Below are 23,228 nucleotides of genomic sequence, written 5' to 3'. Positions count from 1 at the left end.
ACCCGTCAACCACTGCCCCATGAAACTTGCTCTCGGTTCCGACCACGCTGGCTTTGCACACAAGGAAGTGCTGCGTACCTGGTTGAGCGACCAAGGTTACGAAGTGAAGGATTTCGGCACCTTTTCCGCCGACTCGATGGATTACCCCGACGTCGCCCATCCCTTGTCGGCGGCCGTGGAATCGGGCGAATTCAGCCTAGGTATTCTGCTCTGCGGCTCCGCCAACGGCGTATGCATCACGGCCAACAAGCACGCGGGCGTGCGCGCGGCCATCGCGTGGCTGCCCGAAATCGCCGCCTTGGCCCGGCAGCACAACAACGCCAACGTGCTGTGCGTGCCGGCCCGCTACGTGAGCGAGGAGCAAGCCAAGGAAATTGTATCGACCTTTCTCAAAACAGACTTCGAAGGCGGAAGGCATCAGAACCGCGTGTCGAAAATAAACTGCTGAGAACGGTGCAGGTTGTTTTTCTGCAAACGGCGGCTTTAACACCCAAAGGGCTGAATTTGTTAGAATAGCATTAAAGCATGAATTTGGCTGCACAGTGACTATCTTTGGCTAGCACTATGCAGCTATTCGTGAGCAGGCCTGTTTCTTTCCTTAGATGGCTGATGGCCTTTGGGTTGCTCGTGGCTGCTTCGGCGCAGACCATGGCTGCGCCGCCATCGGTGGCCGACACGGCGGTTTTGCGCCGGCAACTGGCCGCTCACCTGCCCGATACCGCGCGCGTTCGGCTCCTGACCGCCATGTGCACCGCGTTGCATAGCGGGCAGCCCGCGCAGGCCTTGCCCTTCGGCGAAGCCGCTGTGGCCCTGGCCCGCACGCTGCCCTCCGGCCAACACGAGCCCATCCTTTTGCGCAGCCTGCTCCGGCTGGCCAGCTGCTACGCCAACCTCTCGAATGGTCCGGAAGCCTTAACTCTCCTCTCGGAGGCCCAAATGCTGGCCCGACGCCTGCAGGATACCGACGCCCTCACGCGAACGTACACGGCCCAGGGCAGCATTTACCACGAGCGGCGGGATTCGGCCACTGCTTGGCAACACTACCGCCGGGGCTTGCAGCTGCTGCCGCAATCGGCCGTGCGGCCCCGCACCCGCATGCGGCTGCTGGGCAACGTCGGGAGCTTGTTTTTCTACCGCCAGCAGTACCCGCAGGCCATGCACTTCGACTCGCTGGCCTTGGCCCTGGCCCGGCGCGACGGCGACTCCACGGCCCAATCCAACTACCTCTCCAGCCTGGCCACTTACCAGATGCGCGTGGGAAATTTAGGGCGGGTAAAGCGGCTGCTGACGCAGGCGCTGGCTATCAGTCGCCGCCAAAACGCCGTGCGGAGCCAAGCCAACCAGCTGATAATGTTTGCGATGTACTACATCGAAACCGGCCAGCCGGAACGGGCCGACGCGGCCGCCCACGAAGCCCTGCGCATAGCCCGCCAAAGCAATTACTTGGAGCGGGCCCTCGATGCCTACGGCATTCTGGCTACCGAGGCCGCCCGCCAGGAACGCTACCGCCAAGCCTACGAGTGGAACCAGCGCTACGTGGCCCTCAACGATACACTGAACAGCCGGCAAACCATGCAAACCCTGGCTTCGGCTCAGGTCAACCACGAGACGCAGGAGCGGGCGCGCCGTTTGCGCCAGCTCACCGAAGAGCATGAGGAGCAGGTGTGGCGCAGCCGCTTGTTGGTTGGGGTAGTGGCTATTCTGACCATTGGCTTGTTGATTTCGGCGTACCTCTACCGCAATTTGCGCCGCCACCGGGCCGCGTTGGCCGCCAACAACCGCGCCCTAGAGCAGGCGTCGGCCGAGCTCCGCAGCGTGGCCGCTTTCAAGGACAAACTGTACGCCATTGTGGCCCACGACCTGCGCGGGCCGGTCACGGCGTTTGCGGGCGTCACCAGCCTCATCGATTCCTACATTGCCCAAAACGACCAAGCCGGTTTGGCGCGTCTGCCGGCCCTCGTGCGCCAAGCCGCGGATAGCCTGAACCACTTGCTTGACAACGTGCTGAACTGGGCCGTGAGTCAAACGGGTGAGTTGGACTGCCGCCCCGCGCCGTTGCTGGTTTCCGAGATTTTTGCCGAGTGCCAAGCGCTGTATCAAACCACAGCGGCCGCCAGCTGGCAGCACATCACTATGTCGGCCCCCGTGGGCCTGCGCCTGCTGGCCGACCGCAACATGACCCGCACCATTCTGCGCAATCTGGTGGGCAATGCGTTGAAATTCATGCCGGCCGGAGGCCACGTGCACCTGGAAGCCGCCCTCGACCCCGACGACCCGCAGATGGTGCTCCTGAGCTGCACCGACACGGGGCCCGGCATGAGTCCCGCCACGGTCGCGTCGCTCATGAGCGGCCCCGCGCTGCCCGCCCCCATTTCCTCGCCCCAGGCCACGGGCTTGGGCCTGGGCCTGGCATTGTGCCGGGCGTTTGTGCACCGGCACGGGGGCACACTGGTGATTCAGAGCCGGCCGGGAGCGGGCACCAACGTAACGGTGAGCCTTCCCACTGCGAAAGCCAAAGCGAAAGAAGCCAAGGCCGTTGAACACGAAAAAAGCCCTTCCTTTTAGCGGAAGGGCTTTTTTTCGTGTTGTGGGATTCTTTACCAGATAACCACGCGGGTGGAATCGGGCTGGTATAGTTTCTGCCCGGGCTTCACACCAAAGGCTTCGTAGAATTCGGGAATGTCGGCCATGGGGCCATTCACGCGGAATTTGGGCGGCGAGTGCACGTCGGTAAGGAGGCCCGCGGCCAGGCTTTCGTCGCGTTGGTGGCCCTGCCAGCCCAAGGCATAACCCAGGAAATACCGTTGCGTGGGCGTCAGGCCGTTGATTTTCTTGCCTTCCTTGTACTGCGCGGTTTTCTTGAAGGCGTCGAAGGCGATGACGATGCCGCCGAGGTCGGCAATGTTTTCGCCGGCCGTGGCCTTGCCGTTGATGTGCATCGAATCGAGCATGGTGTAGCCGTTAAATTGCCGCACGATGCCGTTTACGCGCTGCGTGAAGCGGGCGCGGTCGGCCTTGCTCCACCACTCCTTCAGGTTGCCTTGGGCATCGAATTGGCTGCCTTGGTCGTCGAATCCGTGGGTGAGCTCGTGGCCGATGGTGCTGGCCCCGGCGTAGCCGTACACCAGGGCATCATCGGCGTCGGCATCGAGCAGGCCGGGCACGGCGAAGATGGCGGCGGGCAGCACAATCTCGTTGTTGGAGGGGTTGTAGTAGGCGTTGTAGGTCTGCGGGGTCATGCCCCATTCGGTGCGGTCCACGGGCTTGCCCAGCTTATTGTTCTGGTAGCGGTAGCGCCATTGGTTGGCTCGCAGTACGTTGGCGGCAAGCGAGCTGCGGTCAACCTTCAGGCTGGAGTAATCCTTCCACTTATCGGGGTAGCCGACTTTGGGGGTGATTTTCTGAAGCTTCCCCAAGGCCACTTTCTTAGTAGAGTCGCTCATCCAATCCAGCTTCTGAATGTGCTCGCCAAAGGAGGTCGAGACGTCCTTCACCAGCTTTTCGTAGCGGGCTTTGGCCTCGGGCTTGAAGTATTCCTTCACAAAAAGCTGGCCCAGGGCATCGCCCAATGCGGTTTCCTGCATGTCGAGTACTCGTTTCCAGCGGGGACGCTGGCTTTTGGCGCCGCGTAGCACCGTGCCATAGAAACGGAAGTTCTCTTGGTCGAATCCCCGGGAGAGCGCAGGCGCGAACGTATGCGCCAGCTGCCAGCTCAGGTAGGCCTGCCAATCGGCGAGGGGCGCCGTTTTCAGCAGCCGGCCCACGGTTTGGTAAAACTCGGGCTGGCCCACAATGACGCTGTCTACCGTCTTCACTTCCAGCTGCGTCAGCCACGCGTTCCAATCGACGCCGGGCGTGAGCTTGTTGAGCTGGGCAATGCTCATTTTGTTGTAGTTCTTGTAGGGGTCGCGCAGGTCTTCGAGCTTGCGCGACGATTTGGCCAGCGCCGTTTCCAGGGCCATCACGCGCTGGGTATTGGCCTGGGCCGCCACCGAATCCTGGCCGAGCAGCCGGAAAGTGGCGGCCACATGGCGCAGGTACTCGCGGCGGATGTTCTTGGTGCGCGCGTCGGTGTTGAAGTAGTAGTCGCGGTTGGGCAGGCCCAGGCCCGCCTGCCACAGGTACAGCGCCATCTGGTCGCTGCGCTTGGCGTCTTGCTCCACGCCGGGGCCAATCAGGGCATTCACGCCCAGCGGAATGAGGCGGGCACTCACGGCCGGTACTTCGGCCACCGATTTCATGGCCGCGATGCGGTCCAGCTCCGGCTTGATAGGCGCCGCACTCAACTGGTCGGCCTTCACCGAATCGATGCCCACGGCCCAGAAGTCCCCGATTTTCTGCTGGTTGCTACCGGCAGCGGCATTGCTTTTCGCCGCTTCCAGACTAGTCTGCCGCAAGCGGGCGTACACTTCGTTCTGCACTTCCCGGCCTATGCCCCAGGAACTTTCGGAGGACGGAATGGGGTGGTTTTTGAGCCAGGTCCCGTTGGCGTACTGGAAGAAGTCATCGCCGGGGGCCACGGTGGTATCCAGCGCGGCGTGCAGCAGGTCGGGCTTCTCGCCGGATTCGGCCGTCTTCAACGTATTGGACGGGCAGCCAGAAACGGCGGCGGCCAGTAGGGGCAACAGAAACAAGTGTTTTTTCATGCAGAAACGCAGCAACATAAGGTGATAAGAAACGCAAACGCCGGCCTCGGCGGGCAGGCACGCCAGCCGTTCGGCAACGACAAGCCCTTACCCGAACCGTTGCACGGGCCCGCCGATGGTCTGACCGGCAGCCCCGAAGCCGCATTTGGTGCCTCCAAAGTACAATAATCAGCTCCGGGAAGTCAATTGGCCGTGCTGGGGAATGCTTTGGTTAGGTCAGGAAGTGCTTCGGCCACACCGGGAAGTATTTCCGTCGCGCCAGGAAGTGTCTTGTTCCGGCCGGAAGGCGACTAGAGGATAAACCGGGTGCTCAGGAAGCTGCTTTCCTGGCCATCGACGATGTCGTTAAGAAGCTGCTTATTGGCCTCGGTCTGCTTGGTGGCCACCACCGTGCGGATGCTGAAAGAGCGCAGCGCATCGTTCACCGACAGGGTGCCCTCGGCCGAGTCTTTGCGGCCAGTGAAGGGGAAGGTGTCGGGCCCGCGCTGGCACTGGGCGTTGATGTTCACACGGCTCACTTGGTTCACCAGTTGGTCGACCAAACTGGCGACATCCTGCGATTCGGAGCCGAAAATGCTCACCTGCTGGCCGTGGTCGGAATCAATGATGTACTGAATGGCTTCGTCGACGTGGGCGAACGAGGCCACCGGCACCACGGGTCCAAACTGTTCTTCGCGCCACACCTTCATGCCGGCCTGCACGGGGTACATCAGGGCCGGGTACACCAGCGGGCCGGCCGCGGTGCCGCCGCCTTCGTTCACAATGCGCGCGCCCTTGGCCTGGGCATCGGCAATGATTTCGGCCAGGTAATCGGGCTTCTGGGGCTCGGGCAAGGGCGTGATGTTCACTTTGTCGTCCCAGGGCATGCCGGGCTTGAGCTTGTTGATTTCGGCGGCGAAGCGCTGCACGAAGGCTTCGGCAATGGCTTCGTGCACAAAAAACAGCTTGAGCGCCGTGCAGCGTTGGCCGTTGAAGCTGAGCGCGCCCAGCACCGATTCCTTCACGGCCACGTCCAGGTCAGCATCGGGCATGATGATGGCCACGTTCTTGGCATCGAGCCCGAGAATGGCGCGCAGGCGGTTGGATTTGGGGTGCAGCTTTTTGAGCGAATCGGCCACGCGGCTGCTGCCAATGAGGCTCAGCACGTTAATCTGGCCCGAGGACATGAGCGCTGGCACAATGGTGTTGCCGCGGCCGTACACGGTGTTCACCACGCCTCTGGGGAAGGCTTCAGTGAAGGCTTGTAGCAGCGGAAAGTGCAGCAGCGCGCCGTGCTTCGGCGGCTTGAAAAGCACCGTGTTGCCCATAATAAGGGCCGGAATCAGCATGCAGAACGTCTCGTTCAGCGGGTAGTTGAAGGGGCCCATGCACAGCACCACGCCCAGCGGCGAGCGCCGAATCTGGCCAATGATGCCTTCCTCGATGGTGAAGCGCGAGGAGTCGCGGTCCAGGTCCTTGAGGGCGTCAATCGTGTTGCGGATGTAGTCGATGGTGCGGTCGAATTCTTTTTCCGAATCGGCGGCCGACTTGCCGATTTCCCAGAGCAGCAGGTGCACAATTTCCTTTTTCTGGGCTACGATGAGGCGTGTGAATTTCTCCACTGCCGCAATGCGGTCGGCCACGCTCATGGCGGGCCATTCGCCACGGCCGTGGTCGTAGGCGCGCACGGCAGCATCGAGAGCGTTGAGGCTTTCTGCCTCGTCTAGCAGCGGGTAGGAGCCGATGACCACGGGCTGCAGGGTGCCGTCGGGCTGGCGCAGCTGGATGGGCGAAAGAACTTCCTGAGTGGGGCCGCTCCATTCGCGCAGTTCGCCGTCGAGCAGGTACTGGCGCTGGTGCAGGGGCGCGGGCCGGCGCCAGGCTTCGGGAATGGCCGCTTCGTCGGGCGGGAAAAGTTGGGTTAGGCTGTGGGCGGTTACGGACATCGATGGGAAGAGCATGGTGCGGTGCGAACCTACTCACAAGTTGGGGTCAAGCGAACTATTCACCTTTTCGCAGGCACTGGCCCGGAATTTACGGGAACGTTTTCGTGCCTCGGGCGAGCCGTAAAGCCGTATGTTCAGGCCAGAATTATTTTTCTTCGACATGTCGCTCCGCCTTTTACTGCTACTCAATTTTGCCGCCACTGCGTACCTCACCGGCCTCATCTGGACGGTGCAAGTGGTGCATTACCCCAGTTTCGGGCAGGTACCCAAGGCGGCGTGGGCGGCGTTTCATGCAGCTCACACCCGCCGCATGAGCTACGTGGTGCTGGCACCCATGGTCGTGGAGTTGGCCCTGGCCATCTGGCTTGCGTGGGCGGGGCGCGCGGTGTTGCCCAACGGTAGCGGCTGGTGGTGCCTGGCGCTGGTGGTGCTGGTATGGGCAGCTACTTTCTTCATCTCCGTGCCGTTTCATAACCGCTTGGCGGCCGGATACGACTACATCGCCATCGACGGCCTCATCCGTACCAACTGGTTTCGGACGCTGGCCTGGACGGCGCGGGCGGGCCTGCTGGGCTGGCTGCTGGCGCGGTAAGCGGGCCGGCTTTCAGGGCTGAAAACTGCGGGCAGCCGTTTCATTGCCCCAGCCTCTGCAACCAGGAGTTAGGGGGCCGCTAGCCCGCCGCGCTGGCTACCGAGGAAGAAGATGCATCGGTGGAGCGGACTGGGTGGCGCCGCAGCCGAAAGGCCAGCACGCTCATCAGGATGCCGACAAAGAAAATATAGGCCCCCATCCACCAGGCAATAGCCAGCGCCCCGACCCCGGGCCATGCCAACACCACGCCACCAAAAAGGATGGACAACAGCCCACTCAATAGCAGTATCCATTCCCCGGTAATCTCCTTGCGCAGCCGGATGGCCGTGCCAATTTGCAGCCCACCGGTGACAATGGCCCACACGGCCACCGCAAACAGCAGCCCCATCAGCGTCATGCGGGGCCATACCAGGGTGAACATCCCAACCAGCACGCTAAACGACCCTTCCAGCACCAGCCACCACCAGCGCGGCCGGCCCCGCCCCCGGCGGAAAGCCACCACCATGGCCAAAATGCCGTTGACGATGCAGAACCCGCCAAACAGCACCACCAGCACCAGCAGCGTAAGTCGGGGGTTCAGGAAGGTGAGCAGGCCAAATGTGGTGGCCACCAACCCACGCAAAGCCAGCAGCCACCAGTTCGTTTGCAATTGTAAAACCGAAGGAATTATCATGGCCGGCAGGAATAAATAGCAGCCCCGGAGCGCAATCCGCGTCCCAAAGCCTGTGGATATTCGCACTTACCCAATTACTCCCTTTTACCAGCCGGTGGCGTTCCGGCATCGGCGGCGCAAGCACCCGTTTTCCGTGTTTTTCAGCGCTAATTACGTAGTTGTCCCCCGCGCCGATGCGGCTGCTACGGAGGCCCAGCCAGCAACCGGCAGCGCAATCGCTGGGAACTTGCGCCAGACTGTTAGCGCTATTGATGGGCTTTTTGGCCCGATTTTCGCAATTGCTGCGCCGTTCCCGAACTGGCGACGCGGCCCCACTGATGCTGCCAATTGGGCAAATGCCCTCCGCCGCCGCAATCCAAGCTTTCTCAGTGCCTCGGTCAGCCAATTTGAGCCGGCGGGCCATTTCCGGCTTGAGTACTGCTCCAAGACCCGCAAATCCTTCCGGCCCTTGCAACTATTCTTCAACGATTGACTCTTCTTGCTATGTCTTCTAATTATTTTTTACCCCAACCTTCCAATCTCGAGCCCGAACAGCACGCCGCGTGGGCCCGGCGCCAGTACGTGGCCGATTGTGCTGTTACCTTTCTGGCCACCAAAACAAATCCGCTCGATAGCGCCGTGCTTGCCCATCTGCAGGATTACGTGGCCGGTGCGGCCACTTTGGGCCAAGCCATTGGCCGCATCGTGGACCACGTAGCGCAGGAATCCCAGCCCTTCGGGAGTCTTCAGGCTTCATAATCCTCAAAATCATACCAAAAGCCCCCACGGCCCGCTGTGTTCCTTCGCCAGGAAACACGGGCCGTGGGGGCTTTTAATGTGAACAACCAGGGCTACATAGCTTTGACGTTCAAATAGTTTTTGGCTAGGTCGTTCAGCTTGGTGTCGGTTAGCTGCTCTTCTTCCAGGCTTTGGCGTAGCAGGTTGGCGGCTTCGTTGTGGCCCAGGCGCTCGGCAAAGTGCGCGGCGGTGCCGTAGCCCGAAATTTCGTAATGCTCAATGCGCTGCGAGGCCGCAATGAGGGCGGCATCCATCACCTCGTCTGTGGCACGCTCCGACATGGTTTCCTGGCCTTCGGTAATCAGGCCGGCCATGGCTTTGCACGTGTGGCCGTCGAGGGAGAAATCCAAGTTTTTGCCAATCCGCTCCAGGCGTTCCACTTGCTTTTGGGTTTCGCGCAAGTGCTGCTCAAAACCGGCCCGCAGGCGGCTGTCTTTGGCTTTGGCGGCCATCATGGGCAGTGCCTTCACCAATTGGTTTTCGGCGCTGTACAAGTCTTTGAGCTGCATCTCGAACAGGTCATCGAGGGTTTCCATTTTGTCGAAGAACATAACCGTAAGGATAAGGTGGAAAATGAGGAAAAGGCCGGTAGCTGGCGTGGCTATCCGGTTGGTAATTCATGAAATCCTCTACGTTCTGACCGGTGTTCTGGTAGCCAGCGAATACGCGGATTCGCGGCCGTCCGGGATGGTTGAGCTTGGTGCAGCTGTTGTTATATGGCTGGGGATTATTGTATTGGTGCTGTTATATGTCGCGCTTAGTAAGTGGGCTTCGGAAAATACGGAAGGAAAAATCCGTACTTCCCGAAGCATCTTTTAGCGCCTCCAAGGCACGGAAAATGCCACGGCCGAGCTATGAGACGGGCGGTGCTGGGGGACACAAAGAATGGCCCGGGCAAGCGACACGTATCGTGTCGCTTGCCCGGGCCATTCCATTAGTTAACAGTGCTGTTGTCACTGCGCCGGAACCAACCGCTATTGCGTTAGAGCGGCCGCGGGCGCACTACAAACGGGCGAAATGCTCGGCCGCGATACGGCCGCCTTCATCGGTGCAAATGCCGCGGATGTAGTACAGGAAAATGCTCCGGAACACTTCGCCCATGTTGAAGCGCTCTGGCGGAAACACTTGTGGATTGAGCATCATGTTGAGTTGCTCAATCAATATCTTGGTTACCAAGTTGATATTGATGTCAGACCGAAACAGTCGGTTGCGAATCCCATCGTTGAGCAGCTGCTGGAGCTGTGGCGACGAATAAGTGGTGAGGTGGTGCAAGGCCGCCTCCCAACTCTCGGGAAAATTGGTTTGCAGGTCGGCGTAGAAATTTCCGGGAATGGTCGTTAAATCGCGCAGCCCCAGCTGCAACAAGCCATAAAGCCGTTCCACGGCGGTTGGATACTGCGTGTAGAGCGCGATGTGCTCGCGCTTTTGGCGCTCCATATCGGCCAGCATGGTGCCGTACACCAAGCTCGCCCGGTCGGGATACTGTTGGTTCAGGTCCGCTACGCTAATGGCCAAGGCCTGCGCCAGCAGGGTATCGGGCGCGGTGCGCAGCCCGTGCGCAAAAAATACGGGCAGGGCCGGTTCCAAGGAAATGGTTGCAGGAGTAGCAAGGGGCATAGGCGGAGAGGATTTTTTGGCCTAACGGAGGCAGCGTCGTGTAAGTTCGCCACCTTGGTTAAACCGGATGTGCTCTATGTTAAGTGCTTATCGCAAAGCGCCTAGCAAGAAAAAAAACAGGAGCTGGGTAAGGTAGACCAGCGGAACCAGCGCGTTGAGCTTGGTAAAATTAGCCCGGTTGAATAGCATTTGCAGCAAGCAAGCAAAAATGAACCAGTCGCGGAAATTCTGGAACGGAATGACGTTGGCAGTCCAGTGCCAGAAGTCGTAGGTGCTGGCCACGGGCTCCATGCACATATCAAGGCCCACCATCAGCAGGGCGGCCACAAGTATTCGCGGCAGCTCGGGCAGGGGCATATAGCGCGCCAGAGTGCCGCACACGTACGTCAGCACCAGCCAGTTGAGGCCAATGGCTACGGGTACTTCCAGCACTTTGTAGCCCAGGGTGTCGCCGTAGTAGTAATGCCCAAAAAACCAGCCTGTGTGCACCCCAATTACTTCGGCAGCAAAGCCCAACAGGGCCACCGAGAAGCAGAAGCTCCAAAATCCAAGGCCGCGGTCGGGCTGAAATGCCAGCAGCAAGCCCGCTGTGAGCAGGAGCGTGAGCGGCGTGAAGCGCAGGTAAAAACCGGGGTTATCGGAGAAAGCCAGCCCCACAAAGCCTGTGATGTGAAACAAAAGCACTAGGCCCTGGGCCACGCGCAGCCGCTGGGCATTCACGGCCGGGAGCGGCTCGGAGTAATCAACCATATGAGGGCATGAAGTACGAAAAACGAGGGAAACAGCAATAGCAAGTACTATTGCTTTACTTCCGCCCGCCTCATTCTTCATCAATAAGAGACGAAACGATTTTGGCTGACAACAGACACAGCGGAATGCCGCCGCCCGGGTGCACCGAACCGCCGCAAAAGTACAATCCCTCCAGCCGCCCCGAAAAATTGGGGTGGCGCAGGAACGCCGCCAGCGCGTTATTGGACGAACTGCCGTAGAGCGCGCCCCCAAACGACGAGGTATCGGCCGCAATGCCGGGAGGCGTCCACACTTTCTCGGCGACAATCAACGGCTCAATTGCCGTGCCCAGTGTCTGGCTCAGCTTACGCAGGACCACGGCCCGGGTTTTCGCGGTGAGGGCGTCCCAGTCTTGGCCCTGGTCGTGGGGCACGTTCACCATCACAAACCAGTTTTCGTGGCCCACGGGGGCATCGCCGGGCGTTTTTTTGGAGGTGATGTTCACGTACACGGTCGCGTCATCGGCCACGGTGCGCTCCTGGAAGATGGCCTGAAACTCCCGCTGGTAATCAGCCGAGAAGAAAATGTTGTGCAAGTCCAGCTCCGGAAACTCGCGGGCGATGCCCCAATAAAAAATCAGGGCCGATGAAGAGCGGGGCTGGCTGAGCGTGCGCTCCGGCGCGGGCTCGCGCGGCAGCAGGCGCCGGTAGGTGGGCACCACGTCCATGTTGCTCACCACCCGGCCAAAATCGTACACATCGAAGGCCGTGCGCACGCCGGTCACGCGGCTTTCGGCAGTGATGATTTCCTCCACTGCCTCGTTGTACCGGAATTTCACGCCGAACTCAGCGGCCAGTGTCGCCAGGCTTTTGGCAATGGCATAAATGCCGCCTTCGGGATAAAACGCCCCGATGCCGTGCTCCAGGTGCGGAATCATGCTCAGCGTGGCGGGTGCCTGGTAGGGGTCCGAGCCGTTGTAGGTGGCGTAGCGGTCAAACAGCTGCACGAGGCGCGGGTCCGAAAACGCCTGCGCGTGGCGCTGGTGCATGGTGCCGAGCAGGCCCAAGCTGGGCAGCGCGGCCACTGCCTTCAGCGTTTCGGGGCTGAAATAGGTTTTGGCTTTGTGCAGCGACTTGTGCAAAAACGTGCCCGCCGTGGCGTCATATGCCTTGCCGCCGTGGGCCAGGAACGTGGTTACCTCCGCCGCGGGAGTAGCGAGTTTTTTCTCCACTTCGGCGGCAAATTTTTCTGCATCGGCCCACGCCGTGAGCCGGGTGCCATCGGCAAAAAAGTACTGGGTGATGGGGTCCAGCCGCTCGTAGCGGAAGTACTCGCTCGGCTCACGGCCCGCCAGCCGGAAAACGTCATCCACCAGTTGCGGCAGCGTGAAAAGCGACGGCCCGGCATCGAACCGGTACCCGCCCGGCAGGCTGAACTGGTGCATCTTGCCCCCAAACGTGCCGCTGGCCTCGAACACCGTCACGGCATGGCCCGTCACAGCCAAGCGTACCGCCGTGGCCAGCCCGGCAATGCCTGCGCCGATGACGGCTACAGGCTGGCGCGAAGGCATCTTATTTTTTTTGTTGCGGAACACAGGTAGAACAGTGGAAAGAGCAACAGTTGAAAGCCTACGCTGGTTTAGTTGGCAAGAATATCTCCGCCAGCATGCAGCGGGCGCTGCCGCCACCCACTGTCTCGATGGTGGGAATGGCCAGCGGCAGCAGTTCGGCGTAACGCTCCAACGCCTGGCGCTGGGTGGGGTTGAGGGCGTCGTGGGCCTGCCGCGACATCACAAGCAGAGGCCGCCCGCCAGCTTCCGGCGCCAAGGCCAGCATATTGCCCACAAATTGGCCTACCTGCGCCTGCGAAATGGTCACTATTTCATGGCCGGTTGCGGTGAGCGAAGCCACCACAGCGGCTCGCTCGGCCGCATCGGCAATACTGTCGAGGCATATCACGGCAAAGCCCGGCCCCACGCACATCATCACATTGGTGTGATAGATTTCCTGACCCTGCGCATCGGTCGCCCGAAAGGCCACCGGCCGGTAGCCCAGCCGCTGTGCCACCTGCTCGAACAAGGCCGCATCGGTGCGGGGAGATAAGCCCGCGTAGGCCACCCGGTGCGCGTGGTCGAAGATGATGCTGCCCGTGCCTTCCAGAAACCGCTCTTCTTGCTCCGTGCCTGATAAATCAATGACCTCGCGCACGGCAAACTCGCGGGCCAGTGATGCCACCAACTCGGGCTGGCGCTCGGCGCGGCGATTGGGTGCGCACATCGGGTAAAGCAGCAGCCGGCCATCGGCGTGGGTCGTGAACCAGTTGTTGGGAAACACCGCGTCGGGTTTGGCCGGCTCCGGCGCATCATCGAACACCCGCACCCGCACCCCCCGGCCCCGCAAGGCGGCCACTGCCGCATCAAACTCGGCCAACACCTGCGCGGTCAGGCCGGTTTCGGTCAGCTGCTGCTGGTAACGATTGGAAACCGCCGTCTCAGCATTGAATCCAAAGCTGGCTGGGCGCACCAGCAGCACCGTGGTGGCAAAGGGCATAAAGCGTATTTTAATTCAGTGGTTTGCCGTGCGTTAAATAAATGTAGGCCGACGACTTACCTACTCCACCGCCAGCACCAGTCCTTTCAAATACGCGCCTTCCGGGTGGAATAGGCTCACCGGGTGGTCGGCGGGCTGGGTGAGGCGGTGCAGAATGCGCGCCGGGCGGCCGGCCTCAATGGCGGCGGCCAGCACCGCGCCCTCGAACAATTCGGGGCTCACCACTTGGGAACAAGAGAACGTGAACAACAACCCACCCGGCGCGAGGTGCGCAATGCCGGCCGCGTTCAGTCGCTTGTAGCCCATGAGAGCGGCGTGACGGGCGCCCATGTGCTTGGCGAAAGCGGGCGGGTCGAGCACCAGCAAATCGTACTGGGCCGAGTGGTTTTTGAGGAAGCCCAGCACGTCGTCGGGGTAGGCGGCGTGGCGGTCGGCGTGGTTGGAAAGCTCGGCGTTGCGCTCGGTGAGGGCAATGGCCTTCTTACTGGAATCCACGGAGTGCACCAAATCGGCGCCCGCTTCGAGGGCGTACACCGAGAAGCCACCAGTGTAGCAAAAAGTGTTGAGCACCTTGCGGCCGGGCGAGTAGCGGGCCAGCAGGGCGCGGTTGTCGCGTTGGTCGATGAAAAAGCCGGTTTTTTGCCCTGTTTCCCAATCCACGGCAAACTGGTGGCCGTTCTCGTGCACGAGGTGCTCGGTGCCAGTGCTTTCGCCGAAGAGGTAGCCGTTTTGGGCGTCGGGTACAGCGTTGCCGGGCACGGTTTCGGCGCTCTTGTCGTAGATGGCGCGCAGTTGGTTGCCGAACACGGCTTGCAGGGCCGCCGCAATTTCGGGGCGGGCGCGGTACATGCCCACGCTGTGGGCCTGCACCACGGCCACGTCGCCGTACACGTCGATAATCAGGCCGGGCAGGCCATCGCCCTCGGCATGTACCAGCCGGAACACGTTGGTGTCGGCGGTGCCGGTGAGGCCCAGGCGCTGCCGTAACCGGTAGGCATTGCCCAGCTTGGCTTCCCAAAACTCGGGCGAGGGCAGGGCCGCATTCACCCCGAAATCGAGCATGCGCACGGCAATGGAGCCGCCACCCGAAAAGTGACCCACGCCCAGCAATTCGCCGTCGATGGCTTCCACCCGCACGGGGTCGCCCTCGTGGGTGTCGCCCTTTACACGGGCAATGGCGCCCGAGAACACCCAGGGGTGGCGGCGGCGCAGGGAGTGGTCTTTTCCGTTTTTGAGGACGATGGTGGCGGGGTTCAGCATAGCCCACAAAGGTACGGCGCCCGCTGTGCGAACTTTGCTTCTCCATTTCTGCAGCACCTCCGCTATTTCGTAAGCCATGAACCACGACCTCGCTATCCTTGATTACGAACCCGCCCACCAGTCTGCTTTCCGGGCCCTCAACCACGAATGGATTGCGCACTATTTCACCATCGAGCCCATCGACAACGAGATGCTTGACGACCCCGAAGGCTACATTCTGGCACCCGGTGGTCACATCTTCATGGCCTGCCACAACGGGGAACTAGTGGGCACCTGCGCGCTTATCAAAGAACACGAGGGCGTGTACGAGCTGGCCAAAATGGCGGTTTCGCCCCGGGCGCAAGGGGTGGGCATTGGTTGGGCGCTGGGGCAAGCGGCACTGGCTAAAGCCCAGGAAATGGGTGCCCACCGCGTCGAGCTGCTTTCGAATTCGCGGCTGGGCCCCGCGTTGCGGCTGTGCGAAAAATTGGGCTTCCGCCATGTGCCGGTGCCGCCCACTCCATACCAGCGCACCGACGTGAAAATGGTGCTTGACCTTTAGTTATTCTGACTTACGCCTACTTAAACCAGCGGCGGTAAATGGGCTTGCGCCAGGCAAACTGCGCCCACATGGCCGGGTAAAGCAGAGCGTCGAGCAGGGGAGTGGCCGTGCGGTATTCCAGGGCATCCACAATCACGCTGCCGCCGTTCGGGCCGGGCTCAATGAGGTGGCGGTGGCGCCAGAATCGCAAGGGCGGAGGCAGCACCTGGCCTTCGTCCACGAAGAAATGGGTGCCGTCGGGCAACTGGCCATTGTCCAAAATCAGGGACGTCCAGCGCAGGCGTTTTACCAGCGTGTTGAGTTCGATTTCAACTTGGTCGCCGGTCATGCAGCCGTCGAACCGCAGCACCCGCAGCTTGGGAAACGGTGGCGCCAAGGCCACAAAAAGCTCACGAGTAAAGCCGGCCATCACCTGAGCGGGTGGCTGGGCAACGGTGGTGCGGAGGGTGACGTGCATAAGTAGTCAGCACAACGGCTCGGGCCGGGCTTTGTTTGCCGCCCCTGCTTGGAGGCGGGCTATTGCAGGCCGGTTATTCGGAATTCAACCCTCCGGTTGAGCTTGCGGGTGTACTCCTGGTCGTTGCTGGCGGCGGGTTGGGCGCCTCCCAAGCCAATGCCGCTGATGCGGGCTTCGCCAATGCCGTGGCCCACCAGGTATTCCTTCACCGTGCCCACGCGCTGTTCGCTGAGCACCACGTTCTTCTCCGGCGGCCCCACGTTGTCGGTGTGGCCGCGCAACTCAATGGTCATGCGCGGGTTTTCGGTCATCAAACTCACCAATTTATCAAGGGCTGAAAAAGAAGTTGGGAGCAATACGGCCTGGCCCTGCTCAAACTGAACATTGTCGAGCTGAACGGTGGCGCCCACGGCCAGTGGTTGGAGCAAAATGTCCCGCACCAGAGAGCCGGGAGCAGCCATCCAAGTGCTATCGGCCGCGATGTAGCCAGTGAGCTGGGCGCGGTAGCTGTGGGTCACCCCGGGCTTCGCGGCGTACGAAAAAGCACCTTCCGGGCTCAGCCGCACCACTTTGCCAAACCCGCTGAGGCCCAAGCGCAGCTGCGCCTGAGGCAGCGGCTGGTAAGTGGCAGCGTTCAGCACGCGGCCACGCCACAAAGCAGTGGTGGGCGGCGGGGGCGCCGGGGCAGGCCGCGGCACAATGCGGAAAAGATTGCAGCCCGCGAGGTCGGTGTAAGTGCCCTTGCGCACGAGCGTGGCGCGCTTCCTAGCCAGGTCCACCTTGTACACCGATTTGGGACCGGCCAGGTAGAGGCGGCGGCGGCCCGCACGGTCGTTCTGCATCAGCAGGTCGCTGTAGCCGCCTTTCTTGGGCAAGCCGCCGAGCGGCATCATCTCAGGTGTGGGCCGTTGGGTTTTCAGGTCGATCTTGAGCAGGGAGCCGTCGGTGCTGTACACCAGGTACATCGTGTTGGCGTCGTCCAAACAAAAGTTGCCGTGCGTGCCGGCGCCCGAAAAGGCAATGGTCGGGTAAAAAGGCGCTTTTTGAATGGGGTCGACGTACCAAATGGGCGTTACTACGCCTGTGGCAGGGCTGACTTTTATCAGCCGATTGGCATCGGAAGTCATGAAAAACAAGTCCCCTTTGTCATCCGTCGCCGCCGAAATCCAGACGTTATCGGGGCCCTGGGGCGGCAGCCGCCACGCGGTGTAAGCGCCCTTGCGGGTAGCTGGGTCGTAGCGGTACACCAGCTCCGGGGCGTCGGTGGGGGCTTTTGTGACGGAGTACAGGCAGTTGTCGAAGCCTTTGGCCAGCGCGTACGACTGGAAGGGTAAGGCCTGCCGGTGCACCACCGGCGCATCGGTCAGGTCGTTGTTGGCAAACTCGTGAATGGTGCGGCAATCGTCCTCCCAGTTGCCGTTGTGGTAGCGAATGGCCGCAATGCCGTAGAGTTTGTCGTCGCACATCTGCGCGGCATAGCGGCGGCTGGGCCACGACTTTTCAGTGAATGCGAACGAACCGACCAGTTGCTTTCCCTCGGCGAAGTAGCGGCCGTCCTCTTGAATTTCGCCGCGGTACTCAATCTGAAATTGGTAGCCTCCGCGCCAGATGCGCCGTCCCACCACGTGGGTGCGGGCCGCGGCCGGTGGCCCAGGCAAGTAGCTGTACTCGTAGCGCACTTCCTCGTAGCTGCCAAAGTCCTGCTGCTCGAGGCCAAGCACCTGCGCCCGGGGCATCCGCTGGATACGGCGCCACATCGAATCCAGTCCCCCGTAAGCGGTGAGCTTTAAATCTTTAAGCTGTTCAGATAGCACCTGCGACGTCAGGGTGACGATGGCGGAAGCAGCCGGAGATGGCGTCCCGGGGTAGAACGTGGCCTCGGTGCCATCGCCGCGCTTTCGCAACTGCCAGCTCCGGGGATACGCGAGTTGGTAGCGGCCACTGGCATCAGCGTATACCACCGGGGCCCCGGCCGTTTCCGGTTGGGCATGGAGCACGGCCGGAAACACGAAAAGTAGAAAAACCAGCGTCAGAAAAGCCTTCATAAACAGCAGCCCGGACGTTAGCAATACGGTCTTGGGGGAAAGTGCACCCTCGTTTATGGGAAAAAACGAAAGGCGGGTGAGAGAAAATGCAAGCGCCTGTTAAAAAAGAGGACGGCCGCTTCGGTAGTTTATCGGGGGGCTCGAAAAATTAAAAAACAATTATTAACCCAGTAACTCCTCAATATCTGCCCGGGTGAGGTGCTTGATTACTGCCTCGTCGGTTGCAATCAACTCGCTCACCAAGGCCAGCTTGCGGCGCTGCAAGGCCAGGATTTTTTCCTCTACCGTGCCCTGGGTGATGAATTTGTAGGTGAAAACCGGCCGTTGCTGCCCAATGCGGTGGGCGCGGTCTACGGCTTGGGCTTCCACGGCCGGGTTCCACCACGGGTCGAGGATGAAGACGTAGTCGGCCGCAGTGAGGTTGAGGCCCACGCCACCGGCTTTCAGACTGATGAGGAAAATTTTAAGGTCCTCGTTGTCCTGAAAGCGGGCCACTTCGGCGGGCCGGTCCCGGGTGGCTCCGTCCAGGTAAGCATACGGCATCTGGCGCTCATCCAAGCCCGCGCGCACCAAGGACAGGTGCTGCACAAACTGACTAAAAACCAGAACTTTGTGCCCTTCCGCTACCACGTTGCGAATCATGCGCAGCACCTCGCGCAGCTTGCCCGAGTCGTGGGTGTACGTCTCGTCGGCCAAGCGTGGGTGGTTGGCAATCTGGCGCAGGCGAGTCAGGCCTTGCAGCAGCAAAAACTGGGTGCTGGCCGGCCCGTTCTCATCGAGGTTGCGCAGGATTTTGTTGCGGTAAAAGCTTTTGGTTTCCTCGTAGGCGTGGGCTTGCTCCTCGGTCATGGGGCAGTAGCTGAGCTGCTCGGTTTTGTCGGGCAATTCTTTGGCTACTTGGGCCTTGTGCCGGCGTAGGATGAAGGGTTTGATGAGGGCGTGCAGGCGCCGCGTGCGGCCTTCGTCCTGATGTTTCTCGATGGGCTTGAGGAATTCCTTGCGAAAAAAAGCCTGGGTTCCCAGCAGGCCGGGGTTGATGAACGACATCTGCGACCACAGGTCCATGGTGCTGTTTTCCACGGGCGTGCCCGTGAGAATGAGCCGGTGCTTGGAGCGCAGCTGCCGCACGGCCTGCGACGTGGTCGACGACGGGTTTTTGATGGCCTGCGATTCGTCCAGAATTACGTAGTCGAACTTGTAGCTGGCCAGCATTTCGGTGTCCAGGCGCACGATGCCGTAGCTGGTCAGCACGACGTCGTAATCGGCAAACCGGTCGGGGTTTTTGTCGCGGTAGGTGCCGGTGTAAGCCAGAATCCGGAGGTCGGGAGTGAACTTCTGCGCCTCGTTCAGCCAGTTGAAAACCAGCGAAGTTGGCAACACCAGCAGCGACGCGGCGCCCTGCGCGTCGCCGCTTTCGCAGCGCTGCTGCAGCATGGCCAGCGTCTGAATGGTTTTGCCCAAGCCCATGTCATCGGCCAGGCAGCCCCCGAAATGGTAGTCTTGCACGAAGCGCAGCCAGTTGTACCCGGCTTTTTGGTAGGGCCGCAACTCACCCAAAAAGCCGGTGGGTAGCGGATGGTCTTCTACCTCGGCAAAGTCGCGCAGCTTGGCCAGCTTGCGGCCCATGCGCACCGTGGCCAGCTCGTTGCTCTGCAAATCGGCTACCAGGGCCAGGTGGTGGCGGCGCAGGTTGAGGCCTTCCTCCGTCTCTTCGCCAAAGGCAAACAGCTCCAAATAGTCCGTAAACCACTCTTCGGGGATGATGGCAATCTGGCCGTTGGGCAGTTTAAACTCGCGCCGCCGCTGCAGAATGTGCCCGCGCAGCCGGATAAACGGCACCTCGATGTCGCCAAAACGCACCGTGCCGCGCACATCAAACCAGTCGCCGGCTTCCTGAATGCCCACGTGCACACTGGTGGGGCCAATGAAGTAGCTCTTGGTGGCCGTCGAGGCCGCTTCCACGGTGTAGCCCAGTTCCATGAGCACGGGCGTGTTGTCGTGCAGCCACTTAAAGGCTTCGCCCTTGGGCAGGGTGGCGTGGCCGTTTTCTACAATGAGCAGGCGTTCATTTAGTTCGGCCACCGTGGCTTGCTCCTGCTCCGGGTTGCGGAGCAATCGGTGAAACACGTAGCTGTCGGCCGTTTTTTCCAGCCGCACGCTTACGGGTTTATCCGTGCCCAGCGGCATGAGGTGCGGGCCGTAGCGGAAACTCAGCTCGAAATGGATTTGCTCGGCTTCGCTGCCCGTGAGCACCGGCGCCACGGGCTTGGGCAGTGGAATGCGGCCCCGACGCGGCGGTCCGGGCGGGCGCACGGGCGCTTCGGGAGCGGGCGCCGCCGGCAGGGCATCGCTGAAGGTGAGCCGCGGCCGTGCCACGTAGCGCTCCGACCGAATGTCGAACCCGCGGGCGTGCACCTCAAACGATTCCATGAGCGGCGCCACAAACTTCTGAAAATAGCTTTCCTCCACCTGCCGGGGCACCACAATGAATTTTTTCTTCAGAAACGGCAGCAGCTTGCGCCCGTCTACTTCGGTGCGGAAAGAGTAGAGCAAGTCGCCCAGGAGCAGCCAGGCCGGCTGCAGGCACACCAGCAGCGCATCCTTGTACTGAAAGTCGAGGCGCTGGTTCTGGTACTGAATGGTGGGGAAGTAGTGCGTGCCTTCCTCGTTGCGGCGGAAGTGGAAGAGGATGGACGCCTTGGCCGGCGCCAAGCCGATTTCCTTCCACGTCGGCTCGCCGTCGCGGCCCATGATGAACACGCGCTTGCCCGCCAGCCGCGCCAGCAGCGCGGCCATACGCGTCTGCACGTGCCGGGCAATCACTTCCTGCAGCGGTTTATCGCCTTTCTCGGCGTTGTAGGTTTTCAGGAAAAATTCGGCCGTGGCAATCTTGCGGGGCCAGAATTCTTTGACCACTGCTTCCTGCTGAATCTGGTCGCACAGTTCCACCAACTCGAAGTCGGTTTGGTCGAGGCCTTCCGCGAATTCGTGCACGTTTTTGCCCGAAACCGTTTGGTGCAGCAGCGTTAATTGGTCGCGCGGACCCAGCTGCACCACGTAGGCCGCGAACAAGTGGCCGAGGAACTCGTGCTCGAAGAGCGAGTAAACAATCTGAAACGGTTCTGAGGTAGATACTTTCATAGCCGGACACGCGTGAAGCGCAAGGTAGGGCTGAAAGCGGAAACGGGCACGGTGGAGCTTTGCAGCGGAGAAGGAAGGTTAGGCCCTTACGGCTGCGGGCGCCAAGGGATGCACGGGAAATTATAAATTCTCACGCAGGCCCAACCTGCTCGCATTCAGCGCTGGCCGAATGCTTACTGCTAAGGTGATGAAGATGATGGACGCGCAGGTAAAAATTAGGTCCGAAAGCTGCATTTTTACCGGGTATGCATCCACCACACTCGTGGCCATGCCCATGCTCACGAAGCCAAAGTGCTGCTGCAGCCAGCACAGCGTCACGCCAAAAACCAGGCCCACCGTCGCCCCCACCAGCGCCACAATGGCGCCCACTAGCAGGAATGTGTGCCGCACCGTTTTCTGCGTCGCGCCCATGGCCATGAGCACGGAAATGTCTTTCTTTTTGTCAATCACCAGCATCGACAAGGAAAAGAAAATATTGAGCGAGGCAATGAGCAAAATGAGGGTGAAGGTGATGAAAACGAACAATTTCTCCACCTTAATGGCCTTGAACAGGCTCACGTGCTGCTCGTCCGAATCCTGCACCTTGAAACCCGGCCCGAGTTGCTGGCGCAGCTGGGCCTTTACCTGTTCTATCTCGAAGCTGGCGCCCACTTTCACGTATAGTGCCGTGCGGCGAGTGCTGTAGCCCAGCAGGCGCTGGGCGAAGCTGATGGGCACGAAAATGTAGCTGTCGTCGATGTGCTGCTCGATGAGGAAGACGCCGCCGGCAATCAGGTTTTGCTCGTTGAACGCATTTTCGGGGTTCATGCTAAGCGTTTTTTTGCCTGGCGTGTTGCGCGGGTACAGCAGGCGCATAGGCGCCAAACGGTTGTTGAGCGTAATGCTGAGCTCGTGCTGCACGCCGGCGCCCACCAAAGCAACTTCCAGGCTGTCGCGGCGCAGGCGGTGGTCGCCTTCTTTGATATTGGCGTCAATCTGGCTTTGGCCGAAGTAATTGTCGCTCAGGCCGCGCATCTTCACCACCATCTGGCGGTCGTGGTATTGCAGCAGGGCGTTGTCCTCGATAACTTCGGTGACCAAGGCCACGCCGGGCATCCTTTCCAACTTCATCAGGAAGGTGCGGTCCACGTCAAACGCCTTGCCCTTGGCAGCGGAAATGACCAGGTTCGGGTCCGACTTGCCGTAGAGCGTGCGCACCAAGTCCTCCAGCCCGTTGAACACCGACAGCACAATGATAAGCGCAGCCGTGCCCACCGCCACCCCAATCATCGAAATGTTCGAGATGATGGTGATGATGTTGCGCTTGTTCTTGGAACGAAAGTAGCGCTGGGCAATGAGGAAGGGAACGTTCACCTAAAAAGTTTGGATAGGGTACGCGAGGGCCCGGTTTAGCAGGAAAGTAATTCTGGGTAAAGCTACCGCATGCATCACTGTTGACTTCAGCCAGGCCCGATATTTTACTTCCAGGCCTTCACAATGAGTCCCGTGCCCGAGTCGTGAACGGTGCGGGCATCGAGCCAGTTCAGTAGTAAGCAGAACGGGAACGTGATGAGATAGTAGAACGGCAGGACCAGAAAAAACAGGCGCGATTTGCCCAGCATCAGGATGGGGTATTTCATGCTCAGGCGCCAGGAAATCTGGCCCGGCTCGCCGTAGGCGTAGCGGGCTTCGATGCGCTCAAAACCGGCCGTGCTGAGCTTCTGCTGAATTTCGCGGATGTTGTAGCCGTCGCGCACGTGCTCTTCGATGAAGCTGGTTTCGCCGTCGTCGTGCACGTCGGAACCGCCTTGGTCGCTGGGCGTGGAAATGAGCAGCATGCCGCCGTTTTTCAGCGAAGCGTGGATGTTGCGGAACACCTCCACGTCTTCCAGAATGTGCTCCATCACGTCCACGGACAAGGCCAAATCAAACGAGTTGGGCTCCTGGTAAAGCACTAAATCTTGCACCGCAAACTGTACGTTGCGGCGGCCAATCTGCCGAAAAAACTGGTTGGAGTCGGCCACCTGGTCGTCTTTCACGTCCACGGCCAGGATGTTCCACTTGGCGCTCAGCCCGCTCAGCCAGTACGTGTACTGCCCGTAGCCCGAGCCCGCGTCGAGAATGTTGAGCGGTTCCTGGGTCCGGCCTTTGGCCCATTGGCGCAGCTCGCGGTGCACGTGCCAGGTGCGCAGCAGGAGCAAATCCAGCAAATGATAAAACAGTCGGCGCAGCCACGGCGTGCGGTTAAAAACCTGGCCGAGCGTCTTCTTAATCGGGTCGTAATACAATGCGGTGAA

At 60.7% G+C, this 23,228-nt stretch carries 21 protein-coding genes; 7 read left to right on the top strand and 14 right to left on the bottom strand.

Going from position 1 to position 23,228, the window contains the following annotated elements:
* Window positions 1-19: 19 nt before the first annotated feature.
* Together rpiB and I2I05_RS00185 are read left to right on the top strand one after the other, a co-directional pair.
* A complete protein-coding gene (gene rpiB, locus I2I05_RS00190; protein WP_196280206.1) occupies window positions 20-448 on the top strand; it encodes a ribose 5-phosphate isomerase B in 429 nt (142 codons plus the stop codon).
* Window positions 449-609: 161 nt separating this feature from the next.
* Window positions 610-2,565, top strand: coding sequence for a sensor histidine kinase (locus tag I2I05_RS00185; protein ID WP_196280205.1), 1,956 nt, complete (start codon window positions 610-612; stop codon window positions 2,563-2,565).
* A gap of 32 nt (window positions 2,566-2,597) precedes the next feature.
* On the opposite strand, the gene I2I05_RS00180 is transcribed toward I2I05_RS00185, so the two are convergent.
* Window positions 2,598-4,646, bottom strand: coding sequence for a M13 family metallopeptidase (locus tag I2I05_RS00180; protein ID WP_196280204.1), 2,049 nt, complete (start codon window positions 4,644-4,646; stop codon window positions 2,598-2,600).
* Between the two features lie 21 nt (window positions 4,647-4,667).
* Between I2I05_RS00180 and I2I05_RS00175 the strand changes: the two genes are divergently transcribed.
* Window positions 4,668-4,814 (top strand): hypothetical protein, encoded by a 147-nt coding sequence (locus I2I05_RS00175; RefSeq protein WP_196280203.1) that lies wholly within the window; start codon window positions 4,668-4,670, stop codon window positions 4,812-4,814.
* A gap of 122 nt (window positions 4,815-4,936) precedes the next feature.
* On the opposite strand, the gene I2I05_RS00170 is transcribed toward I2I05_RS00175, so the two are convergent.
* The gene (locus tag I2I05_RS00170) at window positions 4,937-6,571 is read right to left on the bottom strand and encodes an NADP-dependent glyceraldehyde-3-phosphate dehydrogenase (protein WP_196280202.1); all 1,635 of its coding nucleotides are present in this window, start codon (window positions 6,569-6,571) and stop codon (window positions 4,937-4,939) included.
* Window positions 6,572-6,731: 160 nt separating this feature from the next.
* Here I2I05_RS00170 and I2I05_RS00165 point away from each other — a divergent pair, with 160 nt between their 5' ends.
* Window positions 6,732-7,163, top strand: a complete 432-nt coding sequence (locus I2I05_RS00165) for a hypothetical protein (RefSeq protein WP_196280201.1) — start codon at window positions 6,732-6,734, stop codon at window positions 7,161-7,163.
* A gap of 79 nt (window positions 7,164-7,242) precedes the next feature.
* On the opposite strand, the gene I2I05_RS00160 is transcribed toward I2I05_RS00165, so the two are convergent.
* Entirely contained in the window at window positions 7,243-7,836 is a 594-nt protein-coding gene (locus I2I05_RS00160; RefSeq protein ID WP_196280200.1) for an HdeD family acid-resistance protein, read from the bottom strand.
* Window positions 7,837-8,062: 226 nt separating this feature from the next.
* Here I2I05_RS00160 and I2I05_RS00155 point away from each other — a divergent pair, with 226 nt between their 5' ends.
* Both I2I05_RS00155 and I2I05_RS00150 read left to right on the top strand, forming a co-directional pair.
* On the top strand, window positions 8,063-8,308 hold the full coding sequence (locus I2I05_RS00155; protein ID WP_196280199.1) for a hypothetical protein: 246 nt from the start codon (window positions 8,063-8,065) through the stop codon (window positions 8,306-8,308).
* A gap of 11 nt (window positions 8,309-8,319) precedes the next feature.
* Entirely contained in the window at window positions 8,320-8,574 is a 255-nt protein-coding gene (locus I2I05_RS00150) for a hypothetical protein (protein ID WP_196280198.1), read from the top strand.
* A gap of 92 nt (window positions 8,575-8,666) precedes the next feature.
* On the opposite strand, the gene I2I05_RS00145 is transcribed toward I2I05_RS00150, so the two are convergent.
* The 6 genes from I2I05_RS00145 to I2I05_RS00120 all read right to left on the bottom strand — a co-directional run bounded on the left by I2I05_RS00145 (window position 8,667) and on the right by I2I05_RS00120 (window position 14,765).
* The gene (locus tag I2I05_RS00145) at window positions 8,667-9,164 is read right to left on the bottom strand and encodes a YciE/YciF ferroxidase family protein (protein WP_230688052.1); all 498 of its coding nucleotides are present in this window, start codon (window positions 9,162-9,164) and stop codon (window positions 8,667-8,669) included.
* 451 nt (window positions 9,165-9,615) lie between these two features.
* Window positions 9,616-10,230: a hypothetical protein gene (locus I2I05_RS00140; RefSeq protein WP_196280197.1), complete on the bottom strand. Its 615-nt coding sequence runs from the start codon at window positions 10,228-10,230 to the stop codon at window positions 9,616-9,618.
* Between the two features lie 87 nt (window positions 10,231-10,317).
* Window positions 10,318-10,980, bottom strand: a complete 663-nt coding sequence (locus I2I05_RS00135) for a carotenoid biosynthesis protein (protein ID WP_196280196.1) — start codon at window positions 10,978-10,980, stop codon at window positions 10,318-10,320.
* Between the two features lie 70 nt (window positions 10,981-11,050).
* Window positions 11,051-12,529 (bottom strand): 1-hydroxycarotenoid 3,4-desaturase CrtD, encoded by a 1,479-nt coding sequence (crtD, locus tag I2I05_RS00130; protein ID WP_196280825.1) that lies wholly within the window; start codon window positions 12,527-12,529, stop codon window positions 11,051-11,053.
* Window positions 12,530-12,587: 58 nt separating this feature from the next.
* Window positions 12,588-13,508, bottom strand: a complete 921-nt coding sequence (ctlX, locus tag I2I05_RS00125; protein ID WP_196280195.1) for a citrulline utilization hydrolase CtlX — start codon at window positions 13,506-13,508, stop codon at window positions 12,588-12,590.
* A 60-nt stretch (window positions 13,509-13,568) separates the two neighbouring features.
* On the bottom strand, window positions 13,569-14,765 hold the full coding sequence (locus tag I2I05_RS00120) for a class I SAM-dependent rRNA methyltransferase (protein ID WP_394368719.1): 1,197 nt from the start codon (window positions 14,763-14,765) through the stop codon (window positions 13,569-13,571).
* Between the two features lie 79 nt (window positions 14,766-14,844).
* Between I2I05_RS00120 and I2I05_RS00115 the strand changes: the two genes are divergently transcribed.
* On the top strand, window positions 14,845-15,309 hold the full coding sequence (locus I2I05_RS00115) for a GNAT family N-acetyltransferase (RefSeq protein WP_196280193.1): 465 nt from the start codon (window positions 14,845-14,847) through the stop codon (window positions 15,307-15,309).
* Window positions 15,310-15,325: 16 nt separating this feature from the next.
* On the opposite strand, the gene I2I05_RS00110 is transcribed toward I2I05_RS00115, so the two are convergent.
* From I2I05_RS00110 to I2I05_RS00090, 5 genes are all read right to left on the bottom strand, one after another.
* Window positions 15,326-15,766, bottom strand: a complete 441-nt coding sequence (locus I2I05_RS00110) for an SRPBCC family protein (RefSeq protein ID WP_196280192.1) — start codon at window positions 15,764-15,766, stop codon at window positions 15,326-15,328.
* Between the two features lie 59 nt (window positions 15,767-15,825).
* On the bottom strand, window positions 15,826-17,811 hold the full coding sequence (locus I2I05_RS00105) for an OmpA family protein (protein ID WP_196280191.1): 1,986 nt from the start codon (window positions 17,809-17,811) through the stop codon (window positions 15,826-15,828).
* Between the two features lie 162 nt (window positions 17,812-17,973).
* A complete protein-coding gene (locus I2I05_RS00100) occupies window positions 17,974-20,952 on the bottom strand; it encodes an SNF2-related protein (protein ID WP_196280190.1) in 2,979 nt (992 codons plus the stop codon).
* Between the two features lie 120 nt (window positions 20,953-21,072).
* Window positions 21,073-22,305 carry an ABC transporter permease gene (locus I2I05_RS00095; protein WP_196280189.1) on the bottom strand — a complete coding sequence of 411 codons (1,233 nt, stop codon included), beginning with the start codon at window positions 22,303-22,305 and terminating at the stop codon, window positions 21,073-21,075.
* A 104-nt stretch (window positions 22,306-22,409) separates the two neighbouring features.
* Window positions 22,410-23,219, bottom strand: coding sequence for a class I SAM-dependent methyltransferase (locus I2I05_RS00090; RefSeq protein WP_196280188.1), 810 nt, complete (start codon window positions 23,217-23,219; stop codon window positions 22,410-22,412).
* Window positions 23,220-23,228: the final 9 nt, after the last annotated feature.

Source organism: Hymenobacter jeongseonensis, from assembly GCF_015694725.1.
Lineage (GTDB): Bacteria > Bacteroidota > Bacteroidia > Cytophagales > Hymenobacteraceae > Hymenobacter > Hymenobacter jeongseonensis.
This window is presented reverse-complemented; position numbering and strand designations above follow the sequence as displayed.

Coding starts and splice junctions, on each gene's coding strand:
- crtD (WP_196280825.1), bottom strand. CDS start 12,529: ATGCCTTCGCGCCAGCCTGTAGCCGTCATCGGCGCAGGCATTGCCGGG.
- rpiB (WP_196280206.1), top strand. CDS start 20: ATGAAACTTGCTCTCGGTTCCGACCACGCTGGCTTTGCACACAAGGAA.
- I2I05_RS00140 (WP_196280197.1), bottom strand. CDS start 10,230: ATGCCCCTTGCTACTCCTGCAACCATTTCCTTGGAACCGGCCCTGCCC.
- I2I05_RS00180 (WP_196280204.1), bottom strand. CDS start 4,646: ATGAAAAAACACTTGTTTCTGTTGCCCCTACTGGCCGCCGCCGTTTCT.
- I2I05_RS00145 (WP_230688052.1), bottom strand. CDS start 9,164: ATGTTCTTCGACAAAATGGAAACCCTCGATGACCTGTTCGAGATGCAG.
- I2I05_RS00100 (WP_196280190.1), bottom strand. CDS start 20,952: ATGAAAGTATCTACCTCAGAACCGTTTCAGATTGTTTACTCGCTCTTC.
- I2I05_RS00150 (WP_196280198.1), top strand. CDS start 8,320: ATGTCTTCTAATTATTTTTTACCCCAACCTTCCAATCTCGAGCCCGAA.
- I2I05_RS00105 (WP_196280191.1), bottom strand. CDS start 17,811: ATGAAGGCTTTTCTGACGCTGGTTTTTCTACTTTTCGTGTTTCCGGCC.
- I2I05_RS00165 (WP_196280201.1), top strand. CDS start 6,732: ATGTCGCTCCGCCTTTTACTGCTACTCAATTTTGCCGCCACTGCGTAC.
- I2I05_RS00160 (WP_196280200.1), bottom strand. CDS start 7,836: ATGATAATTCCTTCGGTTTTACAATTGCAAACGAACTGGTGGCTGCTG.
- I2I05_RS00170 (WP_196280202.1), bottom strand. CDS start 6,571: ATGTCCGTAACCGCCCACAGCCTAACCCAACTTTTCCCGCCCGACGAA.
- ctlX (WP_196280195.1), bottom strand. CDS start 13,508: ATGCCCTTTGCCACCACGGTGCTGCTGGTGCGCCCAGCCAGCTTTGGA.
- I2I05_RS00135 (WP_196280196.1), bottom strand. CDS start 10,980: ATGGTTGATTACTCCGAGCCGCTCCCGGCCGTGAATGCCCAGCGGCTG.
- I2I05_RS00115 (WP_196280193.1), top strand. CDS start 14,845: ATGAACCACGACCTCGCTATCCTTGATTACGAACCCGCCCACCAGTCT.
- I2I05_RS00110 (WP_196280192.1), bottom strand. CDS start 15,766: ATGCACGTCACCCTCCGCACCACCGTTGCCCAGCCACCCGCTCAGGTG.
- I2I05_RS00185 (WP_196280205.1), top strand. CDS start 610: ATGGCCTTTGGGTTGCTCGTGGCTGCTTCGGCGCAGACCATGGCTGCG.